At 31.7% G+C, this 16,860-nt stretch carries 23 protein-coding genes and 5 pseudogenes; 20 read left to right on the forward strand and 8 right to left on the reverse strand.

Annotated elements, in window-relative coordinates:
• Positions 1 to 320 precede the first annotated feature (320 nt).
• From DN394_RS21345 to DN394_RS21365, 3 genes and pseudogenes are all read right to left on the reverse strand, one after another.
• Positions 321 to 1,199 (reverse strand): LysR family transcriptional regulator, encoded by an 879-nt coding sequence (locus DN394_RS21345; RefSeq protein WP_098208994.1) that lies wholly within the window; start codon positions 1,197 to 1,199, stop codon positions 321 to 323.
• A 218-nt stretch (positions 1,200 to 1,417) separates the two neighbouring features.
• Positions 1,418 to 1,851 (reverse strand): annotated as a pseudogene (locus DN394_RS29500) (MarR family winged helix-turn-helix transcriptional regulator).
• A gap of 474 nt (positions 1,852 to 2,325) precedes the next feature.
• A complete protein-coding gene (locus tag DN394_RS21365; protein ID WP_000332001.1) occupies positions 2,326 to 2,568 on the reverse strand; it encodes a hypothetical protein in 243 nt (80 codons plus the stop codon).
• Positions 2,569 to 2,800: 232 nt separating this feature from the next.
• Between DN394_RS21365 and DN394_RS21370 the strand changes: the two are divergent.
• Positions 2,801 to 2,878 (forward strand): annotated as a pseudogene (locus DN394_RS21370) (DUF2187 family protein); the annotation flags it as partial.
• Between the two features lie 58 nt (positions 2,879 to 2,936).
• On the opposite strand, the gene DN394_RS21375 reads toward DN394_RS21370, so the two are convergent.
• The 4 genes and pseudogenes from DN394_RS21375 to DN394_RS21395 form a co-directional block, all read right to left on the reverse strand.
• On the reverse strand, positions 2,937 to 3,236 hold the full coding sequence (locus DN394_RS21375; protein ID WP_046959875.1) for an ArsR/SmtB family transcription factor: 300 nt from the start codon (positions 3,234 to 3,236) through the stop codon (positions 2,937 to 2,939).
• A gap of 610 nt (positions 3,237 to 3,846) precedes the next feature.
• A complete protein-coding gene (locus tag DN394_RS21380; protein ID WP_046959876.1) occupies positions 3,847 to 4,587 on the reverse strand; it encodes a YrrS family protein in 741 nt (246 codons plus the stop codon).
• Positions 4,588 to 4,824: 237 nt separating this feature from the next.
• Positions 4,825 to 5,259 (reverse strand): hypothetical protein, encoded by a 435-nt coding sequence (locus DN394_RS21385; RefSeq protein WP_002007974.1) that lies wholly within the window; start codon positions 5,257 to 5,259, stop codon positions 4,825 to 4,827.
• A 343-nt stretch (positions 5,260 to 5,602) separates the two neighbouring features.
• Positions 5,603 to 5,737 (reverse strand): annotated as a pseudogene (locus tag DN394_RS21395) (Holliday junction resolvase RecU); the annotation flags it as partial.
• A gap of 433 nt (positions 5,738 to 6,170) precedes the next feature.
• Here DN394_RS21395 and DN394_RS29510 point away from each other — a divergent pair.
• From DN394_RS29510 to DN394_RS21460, 15 genes and pseudogenes are all read left to right on the forward strand, one after another.
• On the forward strand, positions 6,171 to 6,479 hold the full coding sequence (locus tag DN394_RS29510) for a hypothetical protein (RefSeq protein ID WP_046959878.1): 309 nt from the start codon (positions 6,171 to 6,173) through the stop codon (positions 6,477 to 6,479).
• A gap of 424 nt (positions 6,480 to 6,903) precedes the next feature.
• Positions 6,904 to 7,209, forward strand: coding sequence for a hypothetical protein (locus tag DN394_RS21405; protein ID WP_000836238.1), 306 nt, complete (start codon positions 6,904 to 6,906; stop codon positions 7,207 to 7,209).
• Between the two features lie 78 nt (positions 7,210 to 7,287).
• A pseudogene (locus DN394_RS21410) lies at positions 7,288 to 7,527 on the forward strand (DUF7021 domain-containing protein); the annotation flags it as partial.
• Between the two features lie 50 nt (positions 7,528 to 7,577).
• Entirely contained in the window at positions 7,578 to 8,069 is a 492-nt protein-coding gene (locus tag DN394_RS21415) for an SMI1/KNR4 family protein (protein ID WP_001224285.1), read from the forward strand.
• Between the two features lie 61 nt (positions 8,070 to 8,130).
• A complete protein-coding gene (gene imm47, locus DN394_RS21420; protein ID WP_000362634.1) occupies positions 8,131 to 8,919 on the forward strand; it encodes an Imm47 family immunity protein in 789 nt (262 codons plus the stop codon).
• A gap of 117 nt (positions 8,920 to 9,036) precedes the next feature.
• Complete coding sequence (locus DN394_RS21425) at positions 9,037 to 9,495, forward strand: toxin-antitoxin system YwqK family antitoxin (RefSeq protein WP_002108072.1); 459 nt, start codon at positions 9,037 to 9,039, stop codon at positions 9,493 to 9,495.
• An 84-nt stretch (positions 9,496 to 9,579) separates the two neighbouring features.
• A complete protein-coding gene (locus DN394_RS21430) occupies positions 9,580 to 10,068 on the forward strand; it encodes an SMI1/KNR4 family protein (protein ID WP_002108073.1) in 489 nt (162 codons plus the stop codon).
• A 158-nt stretch (positions 10,069 to 10,226) separates the two neighbouring features.
• Complete coding sequence (locus DN394_RS29515) at positions 10,227 to 10,355, forward strand: hypothetical protein (protein ID WP_002108075.1); 129 nt, start codon at positions 10,227 to 10,229, stop codon at positions 10,353 to 10,355.
• Positions 10,356 to 11,465, forward strand: a complete 1,110-nt coding sequence (locus DN394_RS29520) for a suppressor of fused domain protein (protein ID WP_000777727.1) — start codon at positions 10,356 to 10,358, stop codon at positions 11,463 to 11,465.
• A 120-nt stretch (positions 11,466 to 11,585) separates the two neighbouring features.
• A complete protein-coding gene (locus tag DN394_RS21440; RefSeq protein WP_000833060.1) occupies positions 11,586 to 11,783 on the forward strand; it encodes a SecY-interacting protein Syd in 198 nt (65 codons plus the stop codon).
• A 24-nt stretch (positions 11,784 to 11,807) separates the two neighbouring features.
• Positions 11,808 to 12,362, forward strand: a complete 555-nt coding sequence (locus tag DN394_RS21445; RefSeq protein WP_000625293.1) for an SUKH-4 family immunity protein — start codon at positions 11,808 to 11,810, stop codon at positions 12,360 to 12,362.
• 64 nt (positions 12,363 to 12,426) lie between these two features.
• A complete protein-coding gene (locus DN394_RS21450; protein WP_001016550.1) occupies positions 12,427 to 12,690 on the forward strand; it encodes a hypothetical protein in 264 nt (87 codons plus the stop codon).
• A gap of 12 nt (positions 12,691 to 12,702) precedes the next feature.
• The gene (locus tag DN394_RS21455; protein ID WP_000473561.1) at positions 12,703 to 13,341 is read left to right on the forward strand and encodes a hypothetical protein; all 639 of its coding nucleotides are present in this window, start codon (positions 12,703 to 12,705) and stop codon (positions 13,339 to 13,341) included.
• Positions 13,342 to 13,373: 32 nt separating this feature from the next.
• Positions 13,374 to 13,487, forward strand: a pseudogene (locus DN394_RS29860) (SMI1/KNR4 family protein); the annotation flags it as partial.
• Positions 13,488 to 13,553: 66 nt separating this feature from the next.
• A complete protein-coding gene (locus tag DN394_RS21460) occupies positions 13,554 to 14,021 on the forward strand; it encodes a DUF6985 domain-containing protein (protein ID WP_001265591.1) in 468 nt (155 codons plus the stop codon).
• 87 nt (positions 14,022 to 14,108) lie between these two features.
• Here the strand turns inward: DN394_RS21460 and DN394_RS21465 are convergent, their stop codons facing one another.
• The gene (locus DN394_RS21465) at positions 14,109 to 14,816 is read right to left on the reverse strand and encodes a DNA alkylation repair protein (protein ID WP_000346323.1); all 708 of its coding nucleotides are present in this window, start codon (positions 14,814 to 14,816) and stop codon (positions 14,109 to 14,111) included.
• 211 nt (positions 14,817 to 15,027) lie between these two features.
• Between DN394_RS21465 and DN394_RS21470 the strand changes: the two genes are divergently transcribed.
• From DN394_RS21470 to DN394_RS21485, 4 genes are all read left to right on the forward strand, one after another.
• Positions 15,028 to 15,543 (forward strand): ankyrin repeat domain-containing protein, encoded by a 516-nt coding sequence (locus DN394_RS21470; RefSeq protein ID WP_002108079.1) that lies wholly within the window; start codon positions 15,028 to 15,030, stop codon positions 15,541 to 15,543.
• Positions 15,544 to 15,558: 15 nt separating this feature from the next.
• Positions 15,559 to 15,933, forward strand: coding sequence for an immunity 22 family protein (locus tag DN394_RS21475; protein WP_000451801.1), 375 nt, complete (start codon positions 15,559 to 15,561; stop codon positions 15,931 to 15,933).
• Positions 15,934 to 16,059: 126 nt separating this feature from the next.
• Positions 16,060 to 16,398, forward strand: coding sequence for a DUF4064 domain-containing protein (locus tag DN394_RS21480; protein ID WP_000831564.1), 339 nt, complete (start codon positions 16,060 to 16,062; stop codon positions 16,396 to 16,398).
• A gap of 102 nt (positions 16,399 to 16,500) precedes the next feature.
• Positions 16,501 to 16,830: a hypothetical protein gene (locus DN394_RS21485; protein WP_000587858.1), complete on the forward strand. Its 330-nt coding sequence runs from the start codon at positions 16,501 to 16,503 to the stop codon at positions 16,828 to 16,830.
• The last annotated feature ends 30 nt before the right edge of the window (positions 16,831 to 16,860 follow it).

Genomic DNA, 16,860 nt, shown 5'->3' on the forward strand with positions numbered 1-16,860 from the left:
CTATTCGGGTTCACTTCATAATGCCGGTGGTTTTCTTTATGCAATAAGGATATGTAAAAAGAAATAGCAATATATCCCTAATGGAATCTATTACTATGCGATAAGACCGAAGAGTTAATTGATTAACTTGACTTGTTTTTAACAGCCTTCTCTCCTTATAAATTCTGCCCTTTTTCCCTTAAGTAAAAGTCCATGGTATTCACTTTTGAAGCGACTACACAACACATATAAATCTACTTGCCCTTTGACTGTAATTTAGGTATTATCCTAAGAATTATGTATCATTTTTAATTCTCACACTATAATCATTATTATTTCTATTATACTAACACTTTTTTAGGTTCCTTTAACTTCTGCATAAAGATACGTGCTGCAAAACTTAAAAATTTATCATCAAAGTGAATAAGATTAATATCTTGACTTGGTGTTGGATCAATAATACGAACTATGCTCAAAGTATCATTATTAACAAAGTTAACCAGTGAAAGAGGTATTATGGCAACCCCATGTCCATTGTATACAAGGCTCAATAGAGAAATAGAAGATTTTGTTTCTATATTTGCTTCAGATAAAGATAACCCTAAACTCTCACAATATATTTTAATAGATTCACGACAACTACATGAAACCATTATTCTACTCAGTCCTACTAATTCTCGAAAAGAAACAAATGATGTTTCATTCAAAGGATGATTTTTTGGAATGACAAGGACAAGCTCTTCGCTATACAAAAGGGTGCTTGTTAATGTGTCTGGAATTTGAGCACTACGCGTGATGCCTATATCAATATTTTTATCAACGATTTGATTTACAGCAACTTCAGATTCTATAATTTTTACTACGATGTTAGGATAATGTTGTTGAAACTTCATAATATAAGGTGTTAAATAAGTGAGATCCTCTAATAAACCTCCTATAGTAATTACACCTCTTTTTACCCCCTTTAATTCAAAAATTTCATTATAAACGTCATCAAATTGTTGCATGATAAATTTTCCTTTATCAAATAGCAGCTTACCCGCTTCTGTCATTTTGATACCTCTTCCAACTCGATGAAACAAGGGTGTATCAAGTTCACCTTCTAACACACGGATTTGTTGGCTTAAAGTCGGCTGTGAAATACCTAGAACTTCCGCAGCTTTAGTAAAACTATTATTATTACAAACTTGAATAAAATACTCTAAATGACGTAATTCCATTCTTGATACCCACTCTCCGCTTTATGAAAGATTTATAATGAAAAGGACGATATGTATACGTTAACATAACAACTTTATTCCCTACTGTACTAATTGAAATTATATGATTTGTTTATTTTGTATTATAATACATTTACTACCACTTATTAATTTTTCCTCCTATTTATTTAATTTATATTTAATTAGGATATTACTAAACAGAAATAGCCTCTACAAACTTACAATTTCTGTGCGTAATATCCTAACTTTTTCAACTGTTTCATTATCATTTTTTCTCAATATAGTCCAAACTACCAAATATTTGCCGAATCCCCTCTTTATGCTGAGGAAAAATAGTATCCACCAATTCAATACCTTCTGAAGTAATTGACGTATACGTGACACAGCGGTCTTTAGGACATGGTTTTCAACTCTTCTTTTCCAACCTATCCACTACATACGTGATGCTACTACTTGCAAGTAATGTTTTGTCTTCAAGTTTTTGTATAGGCCGATCGCCTTTACTGTATAGTAGCTAAAGCACTGCATATTCAATTGGATTAAGTCCATACATTTTTATATCCTTTTCAATACGTTTAGTGATTGACTGTAATTCCATTGATAATATAACAAATAACTTTAAAGATAAGCTCTCATCGTTAATCACGCTCACAATTACCAATCCTTTACAACTTATCTTGAATTCGAGATTCATTATATTATCGTCAAAATATTATGTCAATAATTCATTTTAGCTTTATCAAGCCACTTATAATTTATTTCTCAACATAAGACATATGGAATTAGAAGAAAATAATTGTTACTATATAAGTATCTCAATTACGTTATTTCTTTTAAAGAGAGCTTGCCTTCTAACGCAAGTTCTCTTTTGTCATATTCTAAATTGAATCCGGGTAAATTTCAGATGATGAGTCTGTCCATGTATATGATATAGTTTTTAAACAAAGATTAAAGCCCTCCTACAAAAAGGAGAGCTCTAATCTTTCATATAAAGTGAAACTTTAATCAGCCCTCACCAATCGAACGTTTACGGACAGCTGATCTCCCACCTAACTTCTTTGCTCCAACTGAATTTTGAGGTGGGAGTTTTACTGTCCGTTAACGCGGGATAAAATTAGTACCTCACTTAAGAAGTTTTAAAAGACAAGCTTGTTAATGATGTCCCAACACTTAAGTCATCATTTAATACGAGGGCTAAACAAGCTACTAATGGTAATGTAATAGTAATTGAGCCATCAGAATTAATCACTATACTAGGACTAGATCCACACTCTTCTCCACCACTTACAATTGATTCTACGCCACCACTCGGAGTAAACGTAACTATAAGACACACATCGATACAAATATCATTTAAAGTATATGCCATTACTTATACCCCTTCCTAAAACAATTTATAATAAGCTATGTAGTAAAATGGGCTAATGACACAAAAAAATTTTAAATAAAAGCGCATTAAGATGTTTTTTCTATTTTTACAGAGACCCGCTCAATTCATCCTTAAAAACACAAGGTAAAGTGAACCTGTTATAGTCCATGAAATGAGCTCTAATCCCCCCTTATCTAAAAAGGAGGAACTATTATTATGGGATATGATTGTAGGAAGCGGTGGTACTTTTGAATTTGATCGAACCATTGTAAATCATAAAAACTATAAAATTTTAAATACGAATACATAAAGCAACACAAAATAGCCCCTGCTCACCAGCAGTGGCTATTTTATATGAAAATACTTCATTAATTTATATATCCTAAAACACTTACAATCTTACTCGCTTTTAAATTATTAATGTGATAATAAATTTCTAAACCTCTTCGCTCAGCTCGTAACACTTTACCCTTCATTTTTGATAAATGTTGTGAAACTGTCGATTGTGGAATATTCAGTAATTCTGTTAATTGTGTTACATTACACGTTTTTCTCGTACTTAATTCATTTACAATTTGTAAGCGGATTGGATGCGCCATAATTTTTAAAATATCTACATCTTCTTCTGAAACTAAACTTGTTCTCATTTCACTTGTATATGTTGTCATAGGACATTCCCCTTTTATTTTGATCTATTTTCAAAATATTTAAAACTCTGATGCAAAACCTTTATATAAAAATAAAGGAATTTTAAATTTTTAAAAACAGAAAGAAATACAATTCACTTTATTTATCCTTTCATTACATATAAATAATAAAATGTTAATATGTGCTCTATGTGAAGTTAGCCTAAATTTATAATGAAGATTTTTCAAATCATTCACATGTAACTACCGATTTTTCTGCTTTTTGTTTCCCTTCTATCTTTGTTGCTTTCTTTCCTTGAGCTTTTCATTGTTTTCTCTAGGTGCAGGAGTGTTGGTCATATAAAGATTGATACTATTAAGTCGTTTACTACGAGGAGAATATTTCTTTCCTTTCTATTTTCTTGTACAACTTAATCCTGTAATCGTTTTTTTGTTGTTCTTTGGTTAATAGATGAACGCCCACACGAGATGAGACTTTATTGATTATCAAAGTTGGTCCGCATCATGATCTAACAAATGAGTCCAAGTAATTAATGCTGTCAACATAACAAAAAGAGTCCTGATTGATACGGACTCTTTTGTGAGTTTTTACAAAAGTAAACTTTTAAACACATAATTACATTTCTATTATTTATTTCAACACTTGAACAGATGCTGGTTTCCACCCCTGATTCTCTACCCAATCAATATTAACCTTATATTTTTTATTACTTTGCTTATCTCGTACATTACCGTAGGCTTTTTTATCACCATTATTCCCAATAAAATCGAAAATTAATTGGCTCTCTGGAACATCAACAGCATAAGAAATTGCTTGTTTCATCTCACTCCAATCTACTGTTCCTTCTTTAAATTTCATTTCAGGTTTTGCTCCTTGCACTGTACCAATTGGCTTCCAAGAAGGATTAGTTTGAGAACCCTTTTCTTGAGATGCCGTTTTTTCTCCCTCTTTATTTTCATTTTCGTTCATTTTTACCGATTTTTCTGCTTTTTGTTTCTCTTCTAACAGTGCTGCTTCTTTCTCCTCACGTTTCTTCTTTTCTAGCAGTATTGCTTCTTTCTCCTCACGTTCCTTCTCTTCTAACAGTGCTGCTTCTTTCTCCTCACGTTCCTTCTCTTCTAACTGCACTGCTTCTTTCTCTTTACGTTTCTTCTCTTCTAACTGCGTTGCTTCTTTCTCTTTACGTTTCTTCTCTTCTATCTTTGTTGCATTCTTTTCTTGAGCAATTGCTTTCTTTGATGTATCAGAAGGGGAAAACAACTGGTATGTCACTATACCAACTGTCACTAATACCAAAGTAAATGCAATATTAAAAACCACCTTTTTACGACGATTTTGTTGTTTTTCTTGAAACCTGCTTACTTGTCCCATTTTTAAACCCCCGAGTTTATTTTCTCTTCTAATCTTTATGTATTATTCTTATAATTCTTAATATTTTTATTAAACGATGGAAATAAATCACAATTCTCATACAAGATTTCATATCATAATAAAATTTGTGTTGTTTCAAGCATCTGACATATGTTATTCAAAAATATTTTAATACATTAAAAATTGATAAACTCCTGTTCGTAAGAAACCCTCAATTTTATTCAAAAATGATTCCAATTACGTCCACATTAGATTTCCTGTAGAAATCTTTTTAACAATTAAGCCCCTTCTTCCCTTATTTATAATTTTCAAATTAAACTGCCCTCTATGGTACAATAAAGATGTGTTGTTTTCTACTGGGGTATGTCGTAAAATCAGAAGGGATTTTATCTCTTTTACCTTTTTTTCAGAGTAACTTTCACCACTAGGTAACTCTATTATTCCTAATGTGATCTTTAATTCGCTTTCATCAAAAGCCCAATCCTTATTAAGTTCCCTTATCTTTTGTATAAAGCTTCTTTTGGTTTTTCCTATATAGATCAATGTTTGATTCTTAGCATATACTCTAGAGATTGCAAATATTCCCTTCTTAAAAGCTTCTTCTCTATTATAAAAATCATTTAAACTATACAATCCATACCATTTAATATGTACTGTTTCTATTAATCTCACCTCATTTTTAGATAATATTATAATTTTCGAATGTTCAAATTATTGTGGATACATAGCCTTGATTACTTGAATTATAAATAGTGCTTTTCAATAATACATTTTATTATTACTAATTTCAATAATGAATATGTATATCTCATCATGAATTTCCTATCATTTGTTTCGTCAAGTAAGGCTTATAATTCTCTTCGATAATTTTATCTTTCTGTGGTAGGAGAATCCTTGTACAGGGGAAATAGCGTATCAGCCGGATGAGTTGATTTTTCGTTTTCTCAATACCTTTTCTTAAAATGATATGCGGTGTTTTCACGTAGGACGTCATTTACATAGAATAGCGTACTTTTCTGTGGGAATTCGAAAATAACACCTTCACAGGAGTCGGACACTTGTCAATAAGCGACACGCCCCCTCTTTGATACATTTTGTTTGCTAAATTGATAAGCATTTCAAATGCCATCCCACGGTTTCCTAGTCCCATTGTTATTCCTCTCTTCCTACTTGTAAATTTCTACTTCAATAAAATATGCAATATTTCATATTTTATTATTATAATATTAATTTATTATTTATCACTTTCGATCCTATCATTGGAATTCATTAATAAACTAACATTTGTAATTTAATTCCTGATGTTTAATTCTGTTATAACACGTTAATTTTGTATATTTAAATAACCATACTGGAATTTCTTGTTCTATACATCTATACTTGTTTTGTATATTATATAGCAGAAGAGTAAGGTAAGAGTTACTCTTTGCCATTTTAGGAAAGGGCCTGTTGGAGACAACAGGTCCTTTCTTCGTAAAAGGATTATTTTGTTTAAAAATTTATTTCAATTTATAATCGCTATCTTTTTCTTTAATTTTCCAGTAAAATCAAATGTAAATATTTTAATTACATAGGAGAAAGCAATGAAACATAACATTAATCTGTGGTCCTTTATTTTTTCTTTTATTTGCATTGGTCTATTTCTCTTATATCTTGAAATTGGTTCGATAGCCTCATCTGAAACGAAATTGTTTATTATGAATTCGCTACCTATCCATCCTTTATTTTTTTTACTAGTTTTAACAATAGGAACTTTTTTTGCTGGTATGATAGGATTTTCTAAAATAGATAATTGGGTTGCTATGCTTAGAAGCATAGCGACAGTTCTACTAACACTTTTATTATCAGTGTTTTTAACACTAACTTTGATCATTGGCTATGCATTGAGTTAAACGTCATTCCTTGTGAATAAAACTAAATATTCCGTCAACAATATATATGACATTAGATTTTCTCCTTGTTCCCCCTTGGAGAACCGAGCAGTTAGCTTTTGCTTGATACTTACTAGTTCGTTTAACAAATCTTATATTTTTAGCTAATTGCTCTAAAACATCAGGTAACATATATCGTTGTAACTCTTAGGAATACAATGGCAGCTCATCATGAATTGAAAAGCACATTATAAAAACAACCTTTCTTTTAATTCTAAAGAAAGGTTAACGCTTTTCCCATTTTTAAAACAGGGTTTTTCGAAGGTTTTAATTTAATCCTAATTATATTTTTTATAAATTCTAAAAATAAATCCCTTATTTTTGGTATGATTGACAGAGACTATTTAATTTCTTATGAATATTCTTGAAAAGGGAGTGATGCTGTATGAAATCAATAAATGTAAATGGGAATATATATCATATTGAATCTGTTCCTTTTGAAGATAAGAGTGAGCAGGATGAAGAAGGATACTACGAATATTTTTACAAAGGAGTCAATTTATCGTTTCACTCGGACAAAGAAATAATTAAAGCCCGAATTTATGACGACGAAGAAATAATATATTTCTTAAAAAATCCATTTCTTGCTTTTGGTAAAGATTTTGAAGCTATAAAAGTATATATAATTAAAGAATATGATGTAAATAAATTTAAAATTCCAGGTGAAAAAAAAGCCTATATAGAATTATAGCTATAATTCTATATAGGCGTTACCGTGACCAATTATAATAAAACAGGAAAACTCACAAAGTACTTATGCCTGTGGGCTATGAAAGGAATGTATTCGAAATTGAGTAAATCAAGTGAAATAAGTAGATTTGAAAATAGATTCTCAGAAAATGTAATTGAAATAGCAGCTGTCACAGGGGCATTAGGAATCGGTGCATCAAAAGGCGGTGACAACATTTTGTGGACTGCGTCAATTGATTTGATTGCGTGGAAAGACTTACATAACAATGAAACGATTACAAAAGAAGACATACGACTTGCATGGTTGGTTGATGATGCAATTAGTTATTTCGGATAAACGTGATGTGATTTGTTAGGAGGTGAAGTTAAATGAGAAAAGACTTAACATGGCCAGTACCGGATGAGCCAGTTTCAACAGAATATATAAACAATGTGGGAAAAGAGATAGGGTATATATTTCCAAGTGACTATGTAGAATGTGCTACAAATAATAATGGTTCAGCTGTATTACCCTATAAATTTGAAATAGATACGATAACAAAGGTATTTGGAACTTTACTTTCTTATGATGTAGATAGTAGTGAATATATCGTTAAAGTATATAACCAGTATATTTCAACTCTGCCAAATGAATTGGTGCCATTCGCATTTGATCCAGCAGGAAATTTAATTTGCTTTGATTATAAAAATCATGAAGAAGATCCAATTGTCGTCTTTTGGGATCATGAAGGGGCATGGGAAAAGGGAACATTGATGGAAAGTGAAGGGATTACGGCTGAAGAAGTAGAGGAAGTAGCGAGAGAAAATGTATTCTATATTGCTAATAATTTTACGGAGTTTTTAAATAAGTTACATGATTAATAATACTATCCATATAAAATGGTTCGTATAAATGTAAGCAGCAATAAAAGGCGGGAGAATGATGGATTTAGAGCATTTAAAAAAAGATATTTGGTATGGAAAATTTTCTAATCATACAATTGAAACTCTTAAGTCTAACTTAAGGGATAGTGCAACAGAGACAGAATCCTTTATTTTAATTAACGAATTGTTAAAGTTAGGTGATTTCTCCGTAAAGGGGTTACTAATTGAACTTATGAATAGTACTCGAAATGAGCTTGTTTTACATTTATGTACTAGACTATTTTGTTCAGTAGCTACTCACGATGATTTATTAGAAACGAATAATTTGAAATTCCTTTCAAGTACTTCAGAGGATGGAGTTCATAATTTTGTAGTAAGTGCTGGTGAAACTCTTTCATATCATGTAGTACCATATCTTTTAGCGTTACTAGAAGAGTGGGAAGATACCTTTGTTGAAAAAGCTATAAGAAATGAACTTTCATGGATGCTTGGAATTGAGGACGAGTATTATGAAGTATCGTTAGAAGAATTTAATGAAGCTTATTCTAGTTTTATCGAAAATAACGATACGCAAGAATACTATTATCGTAATAGACTATCTTTTCCTGGAGATTTGGCAAAGGAGTTAGTTTCGGAAGTTATGAGTTCTTTAAGAGATAGAACTACTTATAATGTTGTTACTATACCTTCCGTTTTATCAATTTGGAGTGGAATCAAATGTCCAATTCAATACGATACGATAATAACAAATGAAAAAAATAGAGAGTTGATGTCATATATCGATGTTCTAACAAAGAAAGAATGGAAGATTGGTAAAAAGTATTTTTATGGATATGTAGTCGTATAAGAAAACGATATATGTGATGAATATAAAACCATTCTATGGCACTCTGTTAAGGAGTGATTTTTACTATAACGGAAAGATTTGATTGTTGTTTAGAGGTGAATAAAATTGGAGAATAAGATGGATGTACTAAGTAAAAAATACGTATTAGAGCATGGAATAAATTTTGATGAGGAACTATGGTTTACCTCATCCAGTGATGAAGTGCTAGATAATCCAGAAGAAAAAAATGGGAAACCTTTTACTGGTTTAGCATATGAGTTATATGACAATGGCACCCTAGCGTATTATTGTTACTATAGGGATGGTTTTAAAGAAGGGAATTATGTTAAGTTTTATCAGAGCGGAAAAGTGAAAACTACGGATTACATGATAAAAGGACAGACAAGAGGGATACGGAAAAAGTGGTATGAATGCGAAGTACTCAAATATGAAGGGGAATTTAAGTTTGGTATTTGCTTACATTATACAGAATGGGATAAACATGGGGATGTAATTAGCAAAAAAGTTGCACCGACAAAAGAGGAATTAGCATTCATCAACCGATGCTCTAAACGAGAAGATAATCCATTAATATAAAAAATTACAATATGTTATTTGATAACATATAGGGCAGTTTGTAAAATTATTTAAGAGTAAATAATAATGGGGTGATGGAACTTGGTGAGAAAAGTAGAATGGCAATTTGCTGATGAAGCTGTAAATGAAGATTTTGTGAGAGAGATTAGTAATAAAATAGGGTTTAAATTTCCAATTGATTATATAAAATGTGTAGCTGTAAATAATGGTGCTAATGTAGAGCCAGAATTATTTAATGTGAATAATCACGAAAGAATTTTTGGTACTTTATTATCTTTTAATGAAAATAGTGATGAATATATAGTTGATGTATATAGTGATTTTATTAATACATTACCTAAAGAATTATTTCCATTCGCATTTGATCCAGCAGGAAATTTAATTTGCTTTGATTATAAAAATCATGAAGAAGATCCAATTGTCGTCTTTTGGGAACATGAAGGGACATGGGAAAAGGGAATATTGATGGAAAGTGAAGGAATTACGGCTGAAGAAGTAGAGGAAGTAGCGAGAGAAAATGTATTCTATATTGCTAATAATTTTACGGAGTTTTTAAATAAGTTACATGATTAGAAGAAGTTAAATCGTAAAAAAGAAATAGTAAAGAAGATAGTGAGATAAAAAATACATATAAGCAGTGGGCGATAAAAAGCATTAAAGGATAAAATAGATGAGAAATGGTTGTTGACAGGGAAAATGTGTATTTTATATAGAGTAAAAGGCGGAGTATAATGAAAATATGGAAAATTATTGGAGATTCGCAGTTTGATCAATTAGAGTGTGAGAATGAAGAAGGACAAGAAATTTTTAATAACTATTTTCAAGGTCAATCAGTAATTAATACGTGGAATCCATTGTAAATGAAATTATCAAATAAAGGAGAAGTATTTGATTTATTAAGTGAAATACCACTTGTTTTTACAAAAGCAGCGATAGAAGTAGTATTTGATTTAATAAAAGGGAAAGTTGAAGTTCTTCCGCTTGTTCATGAAGTATACGAATGCTATGCAATACATGTATTAAACGTATTGGCATGTATTGATTATAAAAATGCAAAACCTGATGATTTTGGTGGATTCGATAAATTTGCTTTTATTGCAGATGAAATTAAAGGAGAACATATTTTTTGTACAATGAACACAAAGCATAAATACGGAGATTTTCCAATTGTATCTGTACAAACATTTGTATCAGATGAATTTAAAGATAGTGTTGTGGAAAGTGAACTAAAGGGGTTTAATTTTCAATTAGTATGGGAATCCGATGAGAAAAATCATGAACAAAAAATAGAAACTAACCCAGTGATACGTCCAACCTCAATAGAAGATTTTAAATCACATATTCAGCAGCATTATGGACTGATTACGAATCATATAGAAGCAAATACAAAAAGGATTACCGATGTAGAATTATATGATGTTGGACCAAATAAAATAGTTGATTACCATACAGTAGTAACATATCGGAATAGCTATTTCCGTATGCCAGCTCCATCAAGTGTAGATAGTGGTTATTCAGAACTTGTCATGCATCTACCGAAGGATTGGGATGTTTCATTAACCGCTTTGGCGAGTTCGAAATACAGTTGGCCTTTGCGTCTTTTACAAGAATTTGGAGAAACGACAAGGGAATATGGATTAGAGCAATGGCTTATATTTCCGAATCAATTAGATGAAGGTAAGGAAGATTGTAATGCGTCAATTCATCCATATAGTAAAGAGACGGAATTTTCTGGTGTTATGATTGTACCACCAATTCCACAGTGTTCAGGGGCATTCAAAATGGAATTTCGTGAAGATGGTAAAAGAATAGAGGGTGACTGGCCGGTTTATTTTTATACCCTATTACCGTTATATAAAGAAGAAATTCAATGTTATTTCGAAGCAGGATTAGATACGTTATTACAAAAATTACTAAAAAATGGTATTGAAGCAGCATTTGACTTTAATCGAGAGAATACTTGTAAATAAGGCAGTATCAATTGAAGAGATTTGTAGTGAAAAATTAATAAGAATCGCTATATAACTTTATTATTAGTATGAAGATCGGATATGAAATCCTATTAATCTATAGTAGAATTTATTCAAATAATGAAACGGTATGAGGAGAGTGAAGGGGGAGAGTTTAGGTATATACAGATAGGATTTATCTCTCCGGAAGATAAGGCTATTATTTTTGACAATGAAACAGGAGAAGTATTAATAGAAAACTTTGAAACAGAAGAAAAGGAGTTTCTTTCTAATTCCCTAGTTGAGTTGATAAGTAATTTAAAAATGGAGCAGAGATAATAATATGATATGCAGGAGGATAAAATGATCTCACCACAAGATTTTTTAGTGAATTGGAATGAAGAAATATACGGTTTAATTCATTATAATGAAAAAATCCTTCACTCGTTTTCATTCTCGAAAGAAACGAAAGACTTCTTAATTAAAGCAGGTTTTCCCGAGTCTGCTCCTCCATTTCTTACATTTGAATCTGCGGATAACGGTGGCGGGATAAGGTTGAGCGAGATACAAAATGAATTAGGTACGATGTATGATAAGTTTATATACTTTGGATTTACTGGTAGTGGAAATCCAATCTGTATTGATGAATCTAAATCACAACTCGTATATATAGATTATGACAATGAAAATAAAGTCGTTCTTATAAATAGTACGATAGAGAAGTTTGCAGAATCTTTACTTGTCTATGTGGAATTTATAAAAGAAGTAAAGGCTGCCAATGGAATAAAGGCTTATATTGAAAAAAATATACCTAAAGGTTTGGTGGAGTGGATTTCTAATGCACTTCGAAAAATTGATGCAGTTGCTTTAACGGAAGGATGTTTTTGGACAGAAGAAATAGGGAGTTTTAGTGAATAAGTGTAGATAATAATAGATGGTATTTTTATAGTTGTAAAAAGTTATTCTAAAAGGGGTATGTTGGGTGAATCATAGACGCAAGAAAAAGAAGCCGAAACAAATAAGAAAAGAAGCTGTTCGGATAAAACCGATAGTAGAAGAAGAAAAACCACTAAAGAAGAGTAGCAACAAGTTGGTCGATATTCTCCTAGGTATTCTTCTTTTTCCAATTCTTATATGGGCTGTCTTGGAAGGTTGTACAACACAATTAAGCAAAGGGAAGACTTTCCTTATTATCGTTTTCTTTCTCTTAATTGCAGTAGGGTTATCTATGATAGGAAACAAATAAGGGGGAGTTTAGATGTTTAAGAAGAAGGAGAAAAAAAACATTTACGTTAGACTTGTAAACACACAAGGGGAAATCATTCGAGAGTTTGATTGTACAGAAAAAGACTTGCGGAAAGTAAAAGAAAATGGTGCTGAAATTCGTGTGGTTGGAGATAACTCATATGAGATGGTAGCAACCGATGAACAACTAGAAAAATTAGCAAGAGCTGAAGCAGAAATCGAAGCGGAAATTAAGGCATGGGAAGACGCTTTAAATGAGAGTTTGGATGAACGCGAAGAAAGAGAAGCGAGACAGAAGGAATTGAAAGAAAAGAATAAATGGAGTACAAAGAAGAAAGTGACCGTATTTGGGCTGATATTCTTTGTATTTATTGGATTACCTATTATCGAAGGGTATCAAAATAGTAAATTAGTTGAAGAAGGTACATCATTACATGCAGAAATAGTAGGTAGGCATGTAGAGGAGGAATTCATATTTACACACCCAACATTAGTAGTTGAGGTAGACGGTAAAAAGCATAATGTATGGGTAAGTGAAGAGACATATAACGGAGCAGAGTGGTTAGGTAGACTAAAAGTCATCAAAACAAAAGATGGTAAAGTGGAGAAAGATCCTAGATATGAAGGCGAAGACTTAATCACGAGTTATTAAGGGACTAGATAAGATTCCTGTAGGAGTAGAAGGAAATGATTCACTCAGTAAATTTTGAAGGTGGAGATGAATTACTTTTAAATGGAGAATTAAAGGAGAGTTGGCCAACGTTTTATATGTTTTTGAAAGAATATTTCAAATGTTAAGTGTTGATGGGAGTTAACAATAAGCAGGGACACCTTAGTAATAAGTGCGAGAGGAATGACGGATAAATGAGAGTGAACGATTCAGTTTTTGGAGAGATTGAATATAATTATGCTTGGGCTAAGTGTATGCCTATAACTTTTATAGGCAATGTAACTGAGATTGATTTGATGATAGATGGTGAAGAAGATGGGAGGTTTGATGAAGGGCAGTATGTAGCGTATCAATCATTAATAAAAAATTGGGAAGAGGTACAAATAAGTTTATTACAGTCTATATTAGACTATTACAAACAAAGGCGATGTGAATTAGGATATGGTATTGGAGTGCGAGAAAATTATCCATTAGTTGAAACAACTGATCAAATACTAGAGATGATCAGTTTAGATGGTATTGTTGTCCCGTATGCAGATATTACGGAAGAACGAGAGGTTGGAATTACATTTAATTGTACGTGGGATATAGAAAATGGTGTAGGAGTTCGTTTATTAAATGAAAAGATAATGGAAGTAGGTTATCAGGATATTATTTTTTAATATAAGTTAAAAGTAAATGTGGGGATTATATACCTAAATGAAAAAGGTGTCAATCTTTCTCGAATTGACACCCAGATACGAATTTGTTTAACATCTTACATACTTACGTTTGAAACCTAGTCTTCCTCTATCAAGTTCTTTCTGAATACTCTCTGTAGCATGTAGCAAACTGCTTTTTTTATTATCACGTTTGACTTCAACTATACCAACTTCTTTTGCAATTTCGACTGCTTTTTCGTGTAGTGGTACATATGAAATTGCCACTGTGTTTAGGAAATTATTCATAGCGGATTTTGTTCGTTCTGGCGAATGATGAATTGTATCTTTCACCATTTCAAGCATATCGGAAATTTTACTTTCGGAAAATTCATTGTCTTTGCGATTTCCTAAAAGCCAACAGTAGCAACTCCAGCCGGCAGACATTTTAAGCTCGTCCCCACTTGCAATCCATTGATCAGCAACGTCTTGTGCAAGATTTGACTCCGATAAAGTTACTGCTACTACATAATCAGATAGCATATAAAAATAAGCTCCATCTATCCAACGATTAAAATCCGATTCACTCATAGCTTTTGGGTCGGCAATAATGCCTGCAAAGTACATAGCATCGTAGTTGCCTGTGGCATAAAGCTCTTCAGCTAATTCTTGATTTAATTTTATTTTTTTAGCGATTGGTTTCATGGCACCTGTAGCTACGCCAAAAACTGGCTCGTGGGCGCCGTTAGATATGTATATTTTTTTCGTTCGTTCCTTACCTAGAGCCTCAAGTTCTTGCATAACTGTTTTAAAATCCATAGCTGTGCACTTCCTTCCTTCATGTAAAAGCCTTGTTAAGTCTTTCATATTTCTAATGTTAATACTAATTGTATTAAAGAGGTATGTCCACTTTCTAAAGGTATCGAAACTTGGTTTGATTTTTGAATACAATAAATTGCATTTTATTGTAAATGAAAACAGAGCCTATTGAGAAGGTGGTATAATATAGAAAAAAGTGGGCGGTAAAAATATGGATAAGATTCAATTTGCGAAAAAGATTAGAGAGTCTATAAAAAATGGTCAATTGGACACGTTAAGAGATTTGCTGGGCAAAGATCGAGAAATGTTATCGTATGTCACACCATTTGGTACGTGGTTACATGTAGCGACGGCCTATGGGAATTTAGAAATAATAGAGTACTTAATCAATTCAGGAATCAATATTCATGCAAAGTGTGGGACTTTCTCTACAAATGTACTTGAAAGAGCAGCTACGAAAGGGCATTTACATATTGTAGAGTACTTTATTAAACATCAAGTTGAAATGGATACTAGTGAGCCGGATCGAAGTCCTCTGTTTGCTGCTATATATAGTGGACATTTTGAGATTGTTAAATTGCTAGTTATGAATGGGATAGATATAACGATAAAATATTCTGGTAATAATATGAAAGAAATGGACGCTTATACCTTTGCTGTTGAAAGAGGGGAGATGGAAATTGCAGAGTATGTAAAGCGTAAGTTGAATGAGAATATATATTCATAATGGAGGACGCTATTAATGGAAGTACATGGAATGGTTTCAATATGGTTAGGTAATATGAAAACGCAAGGTCAATTGGATACATATATGGATGTTACGTATGATGAAGAAGGAGACGCTATACCAGCAAGATTTTTTGTTGATTTTAATATAGATATGATTGATGTAGATGAGGATTTTATTGAAAAGGAAGTGTTAGAAGAAGCAAGTGATGACATTTCTATGTTATTAACGGGATGCTCATATGATGATAAAATACTATCTCGAATTAAGGGAGTAGTTAAATTAAATAAATCCTATAATTCTATCGTTTTAATTTATAACTTTCAATATGACAATTCAGTTAGTAATTTTGAAGACTTTGATTTTGTAACTGCTACAAGCTATCTATAATGGTAAGAAGGTCGCTGTAAGGTAAGGAAGAATGAAAGTATGTATAGTTTTTCCAATAAATATTTGGTATGATGGTGAATGGGAAAAATATACAAGTTGTTAGTGGCTCATAAAAGGGGGATTGAATTGAAAAGAACGCTTGAATTCGTACTAGGTTTAATTGGTGGCATTATAGGAATTATTATTTCCATATTATTAATAGTTGTAGCGTTTAATATTATGGAAGGTTTTGATTATGAACTTTTAGCTTATTACTCTATTATTTTAACGGTTCAAATAGGGTTGCTTATTTTATCATGTTTAGTAAACAAGGTTAATAATAAAGTTTATGGAGTTTGTATGATTGTGATTCCTATAGTTACGTTATTTATGTCATTATTCTTTTTACTTATTCCAACAATATTACAAATTATGTCTGGTTCATTTGCATTTAGAACACTAAAGTTAGAATCGAATGTAAGATAAATATAATTGTTTTACGTCTGAATATTCGTTTTTTTTAATGTTTTCGTTTGCAGTTCAAATTAACATAAGGTACAAAGTTGTGCGCTTTAGGAGGAGAAATAGATGATTATTTGGTCTGGTTGGGGTTTTTTAGTCGCAATTATTGTAATTATTAATACTCTTTTGGGTAAGGTTATCTTTGGATCTATAACGGGGGACGCTACATATTTTCAAGACCATAGTTGGCCAATGGCGGTAATGTTAATTATATCAGGGGTTATGTCTTGGTATTTAGGAAGATATATTAATAAGCCAAATGGGAAAGTTTATATAGATGCCGAAACTGGTGAAAAAGTTATGTTTAACAAAAAGCATTCACTATTTTTTATAAAAATGGAATATTGGGGACCGATTTTAGGAGTTATTGCGATTGTAACTTTAATTACAAGATAAAAAAGAGGGTGGGTATAGTAAGAGTAATCT

Source organism: Bacillus sp. BB081 (genome assembly GCF_008368895.1).
Classification (GTDB): Bacteria; Bacillota; Bacilli; order Bacillales; family Bacillaceae_G; genus Bacillus_A; species Bacillus_A wiedmannii.

Excerpts from the sequence above, each read along its gene's own strand:
- DN394_RS21425 (WP_002108072.1), top strand. The coding sequence starts at position 9,037 with ATGGATGTACTAAGTAAAAAATACGTATTAGAGCATGGAATAAATTTT.
- DN394_RS21380 (WP_046959876.1), bottom strand. The coding sequence starts at position 4,587 with ATGGGACAAGTAAGCAGGTTTCAAGAAAAACAACAAAATCGTCGTAAA.
- DN394_RS21405 (WP_000836238.1), top strand. The coding sequence starts at position 6,904 with ATGAAATCAATAAATGTAAATGGGAATATATATCATATTGAATCTGTT.
- DN394_RS21375 (WP_046959875.1), bottom strand. The coding sequence starts at position 3,236 with ATGACAACATATACAAGTGAAATGAGAACAAGTTTAGTTTCAGAAGAA.
- DN394_RS21455 (WP_000473561.1), top strand. The coding sequence starts at position 12,703 with ATGTTTAAGAAGAAGGAGAAAAAAAACATTTACGTTAGACTTGTAAAC.
- imm47 (WP_000362634.1), top strand. The coding sequence starts at position 8,131 with ATGGATTTAGAGCATTTAAAAAAAGATATTTGGTATGGAAAATTTTCT.
- DN394_RS29515 (WP_002108075.1), top strand. The coding sequence starts at position 10,227 with ATGAAAATATGGAAAATTATTGGAGATTCGCAGTTTGATCAATTAGAG.
- DN394_RS21440 (WP_000833060.1), top strand. The coding sequence starts at position 11,586 with ATGAAACGGTATGAGGAGAGTGAAGGGGGAGAGTTTAGGTATATACAG.
- DN394_RS21470 (WP_002108079.1), top strand. The coding sequence starts at position 15,028 with ATGGATAAGATTCAATTTGCGAAAAAGATTAGAGAGTCTATAAAAAAT.
- DN394_RS21460 (WP_001265591.1), top strand. The coding sequence starts at position 13,554 with ATGAGAGTGAACGATTCAGTTTTTGGAGAGATTGAATATAATTATGCT.
- DN394_RS21445 (WP_000625293.1), top strand. The coding sequence starts at position 11,808 with ATGATCTCACCACAAGATTTTTTAGTGAATTGGAATGAAGAAATATAC.
- DN394_RS21485 (WP_000587858.1), top strand. The coding sequence starts at position 16,501 with ATGATTATTTGGTCTGGTTGGGGTTTTTTAGTCGCAATTATTGTAATT.
- DN394_RS21365 (WP_000332001.1), bottom strand. The coding sequence starts at position 2,568 with ATGGCATATACTTTAAATGATATTTGTATCGATGTGTGTCTTATAGTT.
- DN394_RS29510 (WP_046959878.1), top strand. The coding sequence starts at position 6,171 with ATGAAACATAACATTAATCTGTGGTCCTTTATTTTTTCTTTTATTTGC.
- DN394_RS21345 (WP_098208994.1), bottom strand. The coding sequence starts at position 1,199 with ATGGAATTACGTCATTTAGAGTATTTTATTCAAGTTTGTAATAATAAT.
- DN394_RS29520 (WP_000777727.1), top strand. The coding sequence starts at position 10,356 with ATGAAATTATCAAATAAAGGAGAAGTATTTGATTTATTAAGTGAAATA.
- DN394_RS21415 (WP_001224285.1), top strand. The coding sequence starts at position 7,578 with ATGAGAAAAGACTTAACATGGCCAGTACCGGATGAGCCAGTTTCAACA.
- DN394_RS21475 (WP_000451801.1), top strand. The coding sequence starts at position 15,559 with ATGGAAGTACATGGAATGGTTTCAATATGGTTAGGTAATATGAAAACG.
- DN394_RS21465 (WP_000346323.1), bottom strand. The coding sequence starts at position 14,816 with ATGGATTTTAAAACAGTTATGCAAGAACTTGAGGCTCTAGGTAAGGAA.